General features: G+C 54.8%; 10 protein-coding genes. 1 reads left to right on the top strand and 9 read right to left on the bottom strand.

Annotated elements, in window-relative coordinates:
• Positions 1-3 precede the first annotated feature (3 nt).
• The 5 genes from PD282_RS06595 to PD282_RS06575 all read right to left on the bottom strand — a co-directional run bounded on the left by PD282_RS06595 (position 4) and on the right by PD282_RS06575 (position 7,081).
• Positions 4-888 (bottom strand): carbohydrate ABC transporter permease, encoded by an 885-nt coding sequence (locus PD282_RS06595; RefSeq protein ID WP_274649552.1) that lies wholly within the window; start codon positions 886-888, stop codon positions 4-6.
• Between the two features lie 14 nt (positions 889-902).
• A complete protein-coding gene (locus tag PD282_RS06590) occupies positions 903-1,805 on the bottom strand; it encodes an ABC transporter permease (RefSeq protein ID WP_420832275.1) in 903 nt (300 codons plus the stop codon).
• 79 nt (positions 1,806-1,884) lie between these two features.
• Positions 1,885-3,582 carry an extracellular solute-binding protein gene (locus PD282_RS06585; RefSeq protein ID WP_274649551.1) on the bottom strand — a complete coding sequence of 566 codons (1,698 nt, stop codon included), beginning with the start codon at positions 3,580-3,582 and terminating at the stop codon, positions 1,885-1,887.
• A gap of 99 nt (positions 3,583-3,681) precedes the next feature.
• On the bottom strand, positions 3,682-5,346 hold the full coding sequence (locus PD282_RS06580) for a response regulator (protein ID WP_274649550.1): 1,665 nt from the start codon (positions 5,344-5,346) through the stop codon (positions 3,682-3,684).
• Positions 5,339-7,081: a sensor histidine kinase gene (locus tag PD282_RS06575; protein WP_274649549.1), complete on the bottom strand. Its 1,743-nt coding sequence runs from the start codon at positions 7,079-7,081 to the stop codon at positions 5,339-5,341. Before PD282_RS06575 ends, PD282_RS06580 begins: the two co-directional genes overlap by 8 nt.
• 331 nt (positions 7,082-7,412) lie before the next feature.
• Between PD282_RS06575 and PD282_RS06570 the strand changes: the two genes are divergently transcribed.
• On the top strand, positions 7,413-8,372 hold the full coding sequence (locus PD282_RS06570) for an FTR1 family iron permease (RefSeq protein ID WP_274649548.1): 960 nt from the start codon (positions 7,413-7,415) through the stop codon (positions 8,370-8,372).
• 22 nt (positions 8,373-8,394) lie between these two features.
• Here the strand turns inward: PD282_RS06570 and PD282_RS06565 are convergent, their stop codons facing one another.
• The 4 genes from PD282_RS06565 to PD282_RS06550 all read right to left on the bottom strand — a co-directional run bounded on the left by PD282_RS06565 (position 8,395) and on the right by PD282_RS06550 (position 12,618).
• On the bottom strand, positions 8,395-9,561 hold the full coding sequence (locus tag PD282_RS06565) for a Gfo/Idh/MocA family protein (RefSeq protein WP_274649547.1): 1,167 nt from the start codon (positions 9,559-9,561) through the stop codon (positions 8,395-8,397).
• Between the two features lie 21 nt (positions 9,562-9,582).
• Complete coding sequence (locus tag PD282_RS06560; RefSeq protein WP_274649546.1) at positions 9,583-10,479, bottom strand: sugar phosphate isomerase/epimerase family protein; 897 nt, start codon at positions 10,477-10,479, stop codon at positions 9,583-9,585.
• A 200-nt stretch (positions 10,480-10,679) separates the two neighbouring features.
• Positions 10,680-11,669: a Gfo/Idh/MocA family protein gene (locus PD282_RS06555; RefSeq protein ID WP_274649545.1), complete on the bottom strand. Its 990-nt coding sequence runs from the start codon at positions 11,667-11,669 to the stop codon at positions 10,680-10,682.
• Positions 11,670-11,748: 79 nt separating this feature from the next.
• The gene (locus tag PD282_RS06550) at positions 11,749-12,618 is read right to left on the bottom strand and encodes a sugar phosphate isomerase/epimerase family protein (protein WP_274649544.1); all 870 of its coding nucleotides are present in this window, start codon (positions 12,616-12,618) and stop codon (positions 11,749-11,751) included.
• Between the last annotated feature and the right edge of the window lie 277 nt (positions 12,619-12,895).

Raw genomic sequence — 12,895 nt, 5'->3', positions numbered from 1 at the left:
ATCTTATTCCTTCACGCTTCCCAATACCAGTCCTTTGACGAAATACTTTTGCAGGAACGGGTAAACGAGCAGAATCGGCAGCGCCGTCATAAAAATTTGCGCCGCACGGCCGGTCCGGTCCGAGACGAAGCGCGCCGTTTCGGGGTCGTTCATCGTCAGGTTCTTTAAGGTTGCCGCATCGATCGTAATCGCCTGCAAATAGGTCGCCAGCGGATAATCGTTGGGATTCCGCATATAAAGCAGCCCGTCGAACCAGGAATTCCAGTGGCCGACCATCGTAAACAGCGTTACGGTCGCCAGCGAGGGCAACGAGATGGGCAAATAGATTTTAACGAGCGTCACCAGATGATTTGCGCCGTCCATCAGCGCGGACTCTTCCAGCTCCTTGGGCAGACCCCTGAAAAAATTAAGCATGAGGATAACATTGAATACATTGACGGCGCCGGGCAAAACGAGCGACCAGATCGTACCCAGAAGATGGGTCTGCTTGACAACGAGATAGGTCGGGATAAGCCCGCCGCTAAACAGGATCGTAAACACAAACAGCCAGGCATATGCCGTCCGCAGCGGGAACCGGTGGTTTTCCTTCGAAAGCGGATATGCGGTCAGGACGCAGATGATCATATTCACCAGCGTGCCCAGAATCAGCCGCTCGACCGAAACGCCGAACGCGGTGAAAAACTTGCCCTGCTGAATGACGATCTCGTACGATTTCAAATTAAAATCGATCGGTATGAACTTGACGCTTCCCGACAGTGCGGCGCCCGCCGAGCTGAAGGAAACGGCGAGCACATTGAGCAGCGGCAGGATGCACAAGACAGACATGGCGATCAGAAAGGTGTAGTTAAAGATCAAAAACGTTTTGCGCGACCATGAAAGTTTATACATTCTCGTTCACCCCCTTAGAAAATGCGGTAATTGGCCAGTCGGTAGGCCAGCCAGTACGATACGGAGATCAACAGGAACGAAACGGCCGATTTGAAGAGACCGATCGCTGTCGATACGCTGTACTGCGCGCTGACAATTCCGATGCGGTAAACGAGCGTATCCAAAATATCGCCGCTATCGTAGGTGATCGGATTGTACAGGTTAAACACCTGATCGAAGCCCGCGTTCAAGACGTTGCCGAGACTGAGCGTGCCCAGCAAAATCATGATCGGCACGATGCCGGGAAGCGTAATGTGCAGCGTTTGCTTCCAGCGCGAAGCGCCGTCGACGATGGCCGCTTCGTACAAGGAAGGGCTGATCGACGTGAGCGCCGCCAAATAAACGATCGTATTAAATCCGAATTCCTTCCATACATCGCTGACGATAAGCGTGAAGCGGAACCAATGATTATCTCCCAGAAAAAAAATGGGCTGCACGCCGAGATAGCCGAGCACATGATTGACGATCCCGTCGGAGGGCGAAAGAATGTCTTTTAAAATGCCCGCCAAAATGACCCACGACAGAAAATGAGGCAGGTACACAAGCGTCTGTACGCCCCGCTTAATGAACGATTTGCTGACTTCGTTCAGCATCAGCGCCACGATAATCGGCACCGCCAGGTTGCCGATGATTTTGAAAATCGCGATAATGAGCGTGTTTCGCATGACAAGCGGAAACTCCGGCATTTGAAACACATACTTGAAGTTGTCGAAGCCGACCCATGGCGAGTGGAAGAAGCCTTTGAACGCCGAAAACTTCTCGAACGCGATAATGATTCCGAACATCGGATAGTAGCTGTAGACGAGAACCAGAACCAGAGCGGGCAGGAGCATCACATGCAGCAAATAATCCCGCTTCAGGCTTTTCATCAGACGCATCAAGAAACCCTCCTGTCCGATAATATGAAATAAGCGTAAAAACGGGAGAAGCGGCACGCCGCCCCTCCCGTTTCATCCATTATTTATGTTGGGCTTTCCAATCGTTCACTTCCTGGGTAATTTGGTCCCCGCCAAGCTTCTTCCAATCGGCAACGAACTTGTCGAACTCGTCGATCGGGGCCGCGCCCATGATGATTTTCGTAAATTCCTGCTGCTCCAGCGTATCGAGCGACGCCTTCTTCGTCACCATCGTCGGTGTCGGCGCCCCGTAAAACTCGGAATTGAGCTGGTTGTTCAGGTCGTCCTTCTTAATAATGTCAAACGCGTCGTACTGCCGCTTTTGGCCCCAGCCTTTGACGATGTCTCCCGCCTCATAGGCTTTGATGTTCTTGACGATCGCCGCTTGCTCGGAATTCAGCTTGGAGACATCTCCGGAATCGAGCGCCGCATGAACCGCATCCAGGTTGTCCGGGATATCCTTCGTAACCGGCCACGACTGGACAAGCGGATATTTGAAATAGTCGATTTCCGGCGACGAGCCGGGCTTCGCGCCGAATTTCTCGTAATCTCCGGTCGCTCCCCACATTTTCTCCTGAAAATCGTTGAGCAGACGGATGATCGCTTCGGGATGCGCGTAGCCTTTCTTCACGACGACGTACTGGTCAACGGAAGGATTGACCGCTTGCACCACCGGCTGCTTGCCGTCGACCGAGACGATCGAATACGGCTTCATATTGTCGAGCTGCTGATTTTTCGAAATATTCATGGGCGAATACGAATTCCAGTTTGCGCCGTAGAACATACCCAGCTTGTTGTTGATGATGTCTTCGCCGAATTTCCCGGCGTCTTTAACGGACCATTCCTTATCGATGAGACCGTTCTTGTACATCTCCTGCAGCTTCGCAAGCCCCGTCTTGACCTCCGGCTGGATGCTGCCGTAGACGATTTTGCCGGTCGAATCTTTAATCCAGATATCCGGATAGGCATTGAAGGCCGCGAACCAGCCGCCGAGGTCTCCGGAGCTGCCGCCCGTCATCCCAAGCTGCGGACTTCCCAGCAGACCGAGTCCGAACGTATCCTTTTTGCCGTCTCCATCCGGGTCCTTGTTTACGAACGCATCCGCGATTTTGACCAGGTCGTCGATCGATTTGGGCGCGGACAAGCCCAGCTTTTTCATCCAATCGGACCGGATCCACAGGACATCGTTGTTCGTAATCGTGCCGTTGATGTGCGGAATGGCCAGCAGCTTCCCGTCGAAGGTGGCCGCGCTCATCGCAATTCCGCCGTCTCCGTTCATCAGCTTCTTTGTTAACGGCGTGGCTTCCTTGTTGAACACATCGGTCAAGTCTTCCAATTGGTCCGCATCGGCCAGCTGCTGCAGCTGTGCGGCGTTCACTTCGAACATATCCGGCAGGGTGTCGCCCGAAGCGATGACGACATTCATTTTATTGGTATAATCGTCGGTTGACGGAGCGGTCCAGTCATACGTCATTTTGATGCCGAGGTTATCCTCGAATTCTTTCGTCCAGACGTTATTGTTAATATCCTCGCCTTTATCGTAAATCCAGTCCGCCTGGACATTCCGTGCGGCGTGAATGGTAATCGGCGGGTTGTATTTGCCCGAGCTTCCGTCCGTCTGCGCGGATGACGACGCATTACTGCCGGAATCTCCGGTCGATGCGGACGTCCCGTTCTGCTTGTCCGACGAACATGCCGACAGGGCAAGCGTGCAGGCGGCAATAAAAGCGAGACAGGCAATTTTTCTGTTCGGTTTCAACATAGTTCCCCCTTGATTGAAATTAAGATCGGCCTCTCACAACCAATGTATCACTGCCGGCGCAGCGGGCTCTACTGTCCGTTTTATACACCGGCTATCCTATTTAAACCTTTTGGCGGCGTCCCGGTATTCCTGGGGGGTCACCCCCAAATGTTTTTTGAAGAACCGGTAAAAATAGGTTTCCGACAAAATGCCGATTTCCTTGGATACGTCCTGAATCCGGCAGTCGCTTTCCTCGAGCAGCTCTTTCGCCTTCTTCAGTCTGACTTCCGTAATATAGTCGGACAGTACCCGGTCCGTAATTTGCTTATACAATCGCGACAGGTAGTAAGGATGATGCCCGAACACTTCGCCAAGACGGGTGAGCGACAGGTCGCCTGCCAAATGGGCCGCGATATAAAGCTCGATTTGGGTCACGATGCTCTCTTCCTGATCCGTCCGCCGGCTCGATCTGGCGTCAAACACCGCTTCCGCAAGCCTGCCGAAATACGCGGTCCGCTCTTTCCAGGGCAGCACCGGCTCGAACCGGCTCAGCAGGCTGAGATCGACGGACCGGCTGATTTCCATATGAAGCTCGAACCGGTTGATCGCCGACAGAAAAATCGCCGCGAGCGACAGCGAGATTTCAAGCCGGACGCTTTCGGGGCGTAGGGCCGGCCCGTCACCGGACCGCATCAGCTCCTCGAGAAGCTCGAAGAAGTCGGCGCGTTCGCCGTTCTCCAAATGATGCTGCAGCTTGCGGACGGCTGCGGCAAACGATTGCGGCTGCAGCTCCGGCGGCAGTTCCTCCTCCGCCCGTTCCCGGCTGCGGGACTCCAGCACGATCGATTCGTTGCCCGCACCCAGGCCGAGATTAAGCAGCAGCTTCAACGATTCAAACTGCTCGGGAATCCGGTTCCAAGGGACGAAAGCATGTCCGACCGAGAAGGAGACGGCAATCTTGAGCAGCTCGCGGACCGCCCGCTGAACGTCAGCCAGCGTTTGCTGGACAAACCGCAGCGCATGCGCGCGTTTCTCCTCTTCGTCCTGCTGTCCGCCGCCCGCTCCGGACTGAATGAACATGACGACGCGCGACGGCTCATACGAAAACGAATACAGGCTGACGGCCGGCGCGAAAAATTCCTTTGCGATGTTCTGGATCGCAAAGATAAGCAAATTTCGGTCGTACGGCGCGAAGATGCCGCGCCAATCGTCCACGCGCCCGACGACGAGCAGCGCCGGCTCGCCGCCGGTCAGGCCGATCCCGAGCTCGCCGAACTGCTCGTCCCGGACGCGAGCGGAACCGGCGTCGCCCATGAGCAGGCCGTGCATAAACTCCCGCTGCAGCAGCGGAAGCGATGCCTGAAGCTGCTTGCGGGCGCTGGACAGGAGATGATCGAGGCGGTCGGTTTCTTCCAGCTCGGCGAGCACCTTCTCGACCGTCTCCGCAATAACCTCGTAGCCTTCCGTTTTTAAAATGTAATTGCTGGCTCCATTCTGGACGGCCTGCCTGACATAGACAAACTCGTCGTATCCGGATAGAAAGATAATCTTGCAGCGAGGCCATCGCTTTCGCACTTCCTCCTGCAGCTCCAAGCCGCTCATCCGCGGCATGCGGATATCGGAGAGCACGACGTCGAATTTCGTCTGCTCCAGGAGACGGATCGCTTCCATGCCCGAATGCGCGCCGAACACTTCCAGGTCCAAACCGTCCATTTCCGTAAAAAATTCGACCAGACCGTCGACGATGATTTCCTCATTATCGACAATAAGCAGTTTATACATCGTGTTCCTCCTCCGGAAGCGGAATCGTCATGGAGACGGCGAGACCGCCAAGTGCGCCCCGCTTTACCTTAAGACCGTATTCGCTGCCGAATTTCAGCTGAAGCCGGCGGTGTACGTTGAATATTCCCGTCCATTCGTTTTTGTCCTGTGCCGCGCGGAGCTCGGCCGACAGCTTATCAATGACCGCGTCTTCGAGCCCGTCTCCGTCGTCTTCAATCACGACCTCAAGCCGGTTATCGCCGGCATGCGCTTCGACCAGCAGCGTCCCCCGCCCGTCCTTGCCTTCGAGCCCGTGAAGATAAGCATTCTCGATCAGGGGCTGAAGAATGAGCCGCGGCACGACCAGCTCCGACGAAGCGGCCGGAAAACCGCGCCAGATCACTTCAATGCTAGGAAACCGGACCGACTGAATGCCGGCATAAGCCTTCGCATGCTGAATTTCCTGATCCAGCCGAATCTCGTCCTCGCCGTTTCGCGTGATAAAGCGGAAATAATTGCCCATATGCTTGACGAGCTCCTCCGCATGCGAAAGCCGCTGCTGTTTGATCAGCGTCAGTAAAATAAAGAGGCTGTTATACAGAAAATGAGGGTTGATTTGCGACTGCAGCTGCTTCATCTCCGAGCGCTGCGAACGAAGCTTCTGCTCGAACACCTCGTCGATCAGCGTTTGAATTCGGCTCACCATCGTATTGAACTGATGGTAGACATCCTGAAATTCATCGCGGGAACGGTGATGCAGCCGGAGTGTCAGGTTGCCTTCTCCGACCTTGCGCAGCGCGCCGACCAGGCGTCTCATCGGCTGATGAATGAGCCGGAAAATCCAGTACGAAAACAGCAGCACGACGCCTAAAGACAGCAGCACGAGAATCCAGTACCAGGTCCGGTACCGGTTCAGCACCCCCGTCGCCTCCTTCTCGGGAACGTAATGAACCAGCGTCAAGCCGAGCATGGACGAGCGCTCGTAGTAAAGCAGATACTGCTCATTCTCCAGCTTCATGCGCTGTTGTCCCGACTGCGGGCCGGCGGCCGACGTGTTTCGCAGAAAGTCCATAATATCCGTCAGGATGGCATGCTCCTGTTTGCCGCTCACGGTCCAGTTTTCCTTTTCGTTAATCAAAATCGTATCCGACGCCGCGTTGTTCGCCATTTGCGCCAACGATTTTTTCAGCAGCGGCAGCGACAGCTCCACTTCGAGCGCAAAGTCCATATTGTTTCCCGGCGCCGGATACACCATCCCCAGAAAAAGCCGTCCGTTCCAATACGTAAGCGGAGAAGCGGAATGCTGGGCATGATGGACAATCTCGTCCAGCTCTTCCTTGGGGATCGTGTCCTCTCCAAGTCCGCCGGACAAAATGGTATGACCGAGCTTCGGAAAATAAATTTTGATTTCCTGAATATAGGGGCTGGAGCTTTTCAAAATGGACAGCTTATTTTCGATCCGGCGGATCGTTTCCACCCGCTCGTAATCGTCCATCGATTCCGGGATGACCCCCGCTTTCTTGAAATCGTCGTCGCTGCTTATATATTCGCGCTCCAGCTGCATGATCCGTTCAATTTCGGTTTCCAGCGCGCTGAGATAAAAATGGACGTTGGAGGCGCTTGACGCCAGCAGCTCGTTGCGGACGATTCGTTCACCCGATACGTTCATAAACAGGCTGAGCGCGTCGATGGGGATAATGACGATCAAAAAGGTGATGACCAGCTTGGGGAAAATGGTCAATTTAACTGGCTTCAATGCCGTTCACCGCTCCTCTCTCAAGACCGGACCGCAGCTGTTGTGGGATGACTTGCGGCTCTAGAGACGTTACCCGGCTTCGGCTAATGGACGCACGGCGCAGGATGTCGAGGTCTTCTGTGTAAATTATACGCTCTCCTTTCAGCCCGTAAAGCGGGAGAAAGAGAGATTCCGTCCTGTCCATAAAAAAACGCTCTCATAATAGTAGCATTTTTACGCATTGTAGTTCATTTGTAACCTATTGCCATAAATTCCGAACTGCCTTATAATCGTTTTTGGTGATAATGATTTTCATTATCGAATATAATCGGAATAGCGAGGGGCAGGCCTTATGAAGTTCATCCGTCTTAAACAGGTGATGTTTGGCGTATTCACTCTGCTGATCGTCGGCGTTTTTGTGTGGCAAGGAATGACGGCGAACGGCAATCCGGACCCGAGCGCAAGCAATTTAACGCCTGGGGCCGCCATCTTAAACACAGCCATCCTTGTTTTTCGCGAGGGGCTTGAGGCAATCCTCGTATTATCGGCTATCACGGCGGGACTTGTCCGGAGCAAGAAAGAATCCTGGAAGCCGATATTCGTCGGTTCGGGCTTGTCGCTTCTTTTAACCTTTGTCACTTGGTTTGTCGTCGTCGGGATGATTTCGCTCTTGGGAAACACCACATCGGAGCTCAATATTCAGGCCGGCACGGGCCTGCTTGCCAATATCGTCCTGCTCATCATCATGAACTGGTTTTTTCATAAGCTCTATTGGACGGGATGGATTTCTTTGCATAACAGAAAGCGCCGCCAAATTACGGATGCGCCCGCCGACAATGCTCCGGCTTCCTATTGGAGTCTTGTGGTTGTCGGACTAACGTCCGTATACCGGGAAGGATTCGAGGTTGTACTGTTTCTTCAGAACCTGCGCCTGCAGGCGGGGAATCGAGTCATTGTGCTCGGTTCGTTAATCGGCTTGTGCTTGACCGGCATCGTGGGCTTATTGACGTTTGCGGCACACAAAAAGCTCCCGTACAAAAAAATGCTGGTCGTAACGGGAGCGCTGCTTGTCGTCGTGCTGTTAGTGATGACCGGCGAAACCGCTCAAGAAATGCAGCTGGCCGGCTGGATTCCCACGACGGACCTGCATCTGAACATTCCCGCCTGGATGGGGCTTTGGCTGTCCGCTTTCCCTACAGCCGAAACCTTAAGCGCTCAAGCGCTCGCCTTCGTTCTCGTCGTGGGCTCGTATGTGTCCTTGCAATACATCCGCGTCTGGAAACCGAAATTGGCGGAAAAAGTCAGTTCATAACGCCCGTTCGCGGCTGCTTTGTCTATCGAACCTCCGAAACGGATACCCATCGCCCTGTCTCGGCGGATTTCTGCACCGCTTCAAGCACCGTTTGATTGATGAGGCCGTCCTCGAAATTCGGCGCCGGACTTTGGCCGCTGACGATGCCGTTCATCAGCTCCGCGACCAGGTTGATGAATGTATGCTCATAGCCGATAATATGGGCGGGCGGCCAATACGCTCCGGCATAAGGATGAACCTCCTCCTGGCAGTTAATGGAGCGGAAGCCCTGCATGCCGGCTTGATCGTCAGCGGAATACAATTGCAGGGTGTTCATCTGCTCCATATCCCAGCGGATCGACCCCTTCGTGCCGTTGATCTCGAAACGGTTCCCGTTGCGGTTGCCGCCGGCAAAACGCGTCGCTTCAAAGACGCCGACGGCCCCGTTTTCGAAGCGGGCCATAAAAATGGATGCATCGTCTACATCGACCTTCCCCATCGCTTCTCCCTTGACGTCGGCGCTCAAGCCGCCGCTCATTTCTCCGACCGGACGTTCTTTGACGAACGTCTCCATCATGCCGTTCACTTCCTTAAACTCGCCTACCAGAAAACGGGCAAGGTCGAGCGAATGGGAGGACAGATCCCCAAGCGCGCCGGAACCGCAAACTTCTTTTTTCAAGCGCCATACGAGCGGGAAGCTCGGGTCCATAATCCAGTCCTGCAGGTAATTCGCCCGAATGTGAAGGATTTTGCCGAGTTTTCCTTCATCAATCAGCTTCTTCGCATATTGAACGGCGGGAACAAACCGGTAGTTATGGCAAATCATATGAACGACCCCGGCTTTATTGACCGCCTCCAGCATTCGTTTTGCTTCTTCGGTGTTCATCGCCAGCGGTTTCTCGCAAAGAATATGTTTGCCCGCCTCAGCCGCGGCAACGGCAATTTCCGCATGGGCATTGTTGGGGGCGCCGATATCGATCAAATCGATATCGTCCCGTTCGATCAGCTTGCGCCAATCGGTTTCGCAGGATGCCCAGCCCAGTTTCTGCGCCGCCGCCTTCAAAGCTCCTTCGTCGCGTCCGCAAATCGCCTGCATCACCGGAACTCCGTCGCCGTCAAAGTAGAAAGGAACGTCCCGGTATGCATGGGAATGGGCCTTGCCCATGAATTTATAGCCGATCATACCAACCCGGATTTGTTTTTTGCCCATTGTCCTGTGCCCTCCTAACTCCTAAGTCAAATAGGCAGCCATTTTCTTTCGGACGAAGACGACGGAGCGGCGAAGCTCGTCCAACCCGTTCACCCCGTCTTCAATCGAAATCCAGCCGCGGAAATTCACGGAGCGAAGTTCGGTAAATATGCGGTCGTAATCGTTTAATCCGCTTCCGATGACGCCGTGAAGCAGCGCGGACGAGTACCCCGCCGAATCATGCCGGTCCAGATGCTCCAGGCTGTACCCCGGCTTGATATGCCTGTCGCTCGCGTGCATCGTAACGACTCTGTGCTTCACCCGCTCCAGCAGGGCGAGCGGATCTTCCCCCGCCACGATGGCATTGGACGGATCGTAATTGACGCCGAACCAGGGCGAATCGATCTGGCCGATGATCTCCAGAAACACCTCCGACTGCTGGGCGAATTCGGGAGCCGTCCAATATCCGTCCTTATAATGATTTTCCATGACCAAATAAACGTGGTGCTCCGCGGCGAAGGGCAGCAGCCGGCGTATCGCGTCTACGGTCCAGCGGACGCCATCCTCGCGCGGAACCTCCGCCCTTCTTTGCCCGGACAACACCCGGCAGCTGCGAAAGGAGTCCGGTCCGAGAACGCTCATCGCCCAAATCAGCCGTTTCATGTGCTCGACTTCATTGTCGCGAAACTGCGGATCGGGGTGGGTGAAATCCGGCGAGGAGCACATCATCGGAATTTGCAGCCCTTGCCGTTTGGCAGCAGCTTTTATCGTAAGCAGGGTAGGCTCCGTCAGATCGCGTAAAAATCTCGGGTACATCTCCAGGCCATCCGCTCCGAGCGTTCCCGCCATCTCGATCCATGCCAACAGACTCATCGTGCCGTCCGACAATTCATTCATGAACCCTTTTGGAAATACCGCCAGGCTAGCCTTGGAAAGCATGTTCATCTCCAGCCTCCTTAAGCCTCGGATTGCGAAGCTGTTTTCCCCCGCGCAAGCACTAGCCCCGTACATTGTAAACGCTTCCGATCGACATTGGGCGAAAGGATGGCGAAAAGCTACCCTTTCGATGGTCAAAAAGACTGCCATTCGGCAGCCTTTTTGTAATTTTGCGCATTCCTCTTTGACTTTTCAGCTATAGCCTATAAACGGATAACCTGACTGCCGTTCGCCGCGCTCTTCCAGGCCGCCTCCGTCAAACGCGCGATTCTTAAGCCGCAGCTGGACGGAGCCGCCGCTTCGCTTACCCTGCCGAGGATGAGGTCGACGAAATCGCGGTTCGGATCGCTTGAAGCCGGAAGCTCGTCCGTAACTTCGGTAATATTTCGCTGCCCTTCCTTGGCGACATAGATCGTATTGTTGCGGTACAAAACGGTTCCCTTATCGCCGTGAATAGACACATCCTCGTGCCATCCGATGCTGGCGCTGCCGACCACGTTGAACGTCGCGATTGCGCCTCCCTGGAAGCGCACGGTGACAGCCGAATCGATATCGACCTGCGTACCGCGGTTGTCGATGGCAGCCGTCACGCTTTCCGGTTCGAGCCCGGATACCCAAAGCACGACGTCAAGAAGATGGCTGCCGGAGTCATTCAACTGGCCGCCGCAGGACAGCGCGGGATTCTGCCTCCAGCTGCCGGTCGTACCCTTCAGCCAGCTTTGCGCCTGATAGGCGCAAATATAATTGATTTCGCCCAGTTCACCGCTGCGGATCAGGTCGCGAATATACATATACGGACCCATCAGGTGACGCTGGTAGGCAACGGCGAGATGCTTGTTCACGCTTGCGGCATGGGCAATGATGCGTTCCGCATTTTCCGAGCCGTCAACGAACGGCTTTTCCATCAGGACGTGCAGGCCGCCGCTCAAGCAGGCCATCCCCTGTTCAAAATGCATGCTGTGCGGCGAGACGATGACGGCGGCATCGGCGTTTGCCTGCGAAATCGCCTCACGATAGTCCGTATAAACCGGCACGTCCCCCAATTCCGGGAATCGTTCCTTCACTTGACCGACCGCCGCGGCGGAAGGATCCGCCAGCGCTGCGATTTCGGCTTCGGGCACCTGGAGCAGCCTTCTGATATGCTCTCTCCCCATGCCGCCGACGCCGATCATTAAGAAACGAACCTTGTCCATGTCATCTACCTCCATAATATAGAGATGTAAAGGTTTACACAACGCCCGCTATTCATCCGTACTTTCAGTAGTTCGCTTGTTATTTGAAATACAGCTGCAAATGCTGCGCCGCTTTCATAATGCCTTCCCGTTCTTTCTCCAGCGTACCCCAGAAGCGGTGATCCTCGAGCTCGATGCAGACCGCGCCTTGATAACCGAGCCGATCCAGTCTCACGGCGACTTTACTCCACTCCACCGCGCCGTGTCCGGGAATCGTATACCGCCACGAGCCTTCGGAAAACCCGTATTTCGCGCCGAAGGTAGCGGGCAATACGCCGAATTCATATAAATCGTCGTTCAGTATTTCCGTATCCTTGCCGTGGCAGTGGTTGACACGTTCGCCGAACTCCGTTAAAGCTCTTAAATAATCGATCCCGAGCCGCACCAAATGGGAGGGATCGTAATTGAGGCCGAAATGCTTGGAAGGAATCGCTTCAAACATCGCCCGCCACATCTCCGGCGTACAGCCGATGGTCGGATAATGCGGTGCCGGCCCCGGCCAGCCCTCGATCGCGATGTAAACGCCTTGGGCTTCGGCGTGACGAACCAGCTCCGGGAACGTGTCTTTCCAGATGGCGAAGCTCTCCTGACGGGGCGCCGTGCGATCCTCGGGCACAAGACACATGAACATCACCTTTGCGCCAAGCGCAGCCATGTCGGTCATCTGCTGCTTGACCGCTTCCGCAGCCGCTTCCCGGCGGGCGTCGTCTTTGCTGAGCAGCGCGGCGGTTTGCACCGCATCGACGGAGCCGATTCCGATGCCCGCAGCGTCGCATGCTTGTTTGACTTCCGGATTCAGCCTATGGACGTCAAGCACGTCCAAGCCGATCTCAGCGGCCCATGCAGCCGTTTGTTCCAGTCCTTCGGCATTGATTTTCGGCGGGATACGCATTCCAATTTGAACGTTCATCCTGTTCTCTCCCTCGGTTCGATATGTTTGCGTCCGGCATTCAAGCTCGTTCGGTAACCCATAAAAACCGCCGGAGCAGCATGATGAAGCACCGGGCACCAAAAAAGGCCGCCGGCCCTAACAGAATATGGGTCGATGCCAAGCACATCCCCATTGTAACCATTTCGCTTTGCAGCTTGTAAGGAGGAGATTTTTGTTTTTCGTGTATTATTTTTGGTTATTCCTAAAATCCGGGAATAAAAATAACGACGGGGAACTGGAGAAGATCTTTTTCACC

This window comes from Paenibacillus humicola (assembly GCF_028826105.1).
GTDB classification, from domain to species: domain Bacteria; phylum Bacillota; class Bacilli; order Paenibacillales; family Paenibacillaceae; genus Paenibacillus_Z; species Paenibacillus_Z humicola.
Note: the sequence above shows the minus strand (reverse complement) of the source record. Positions and strands in the feature narration are given on the sequence as shown.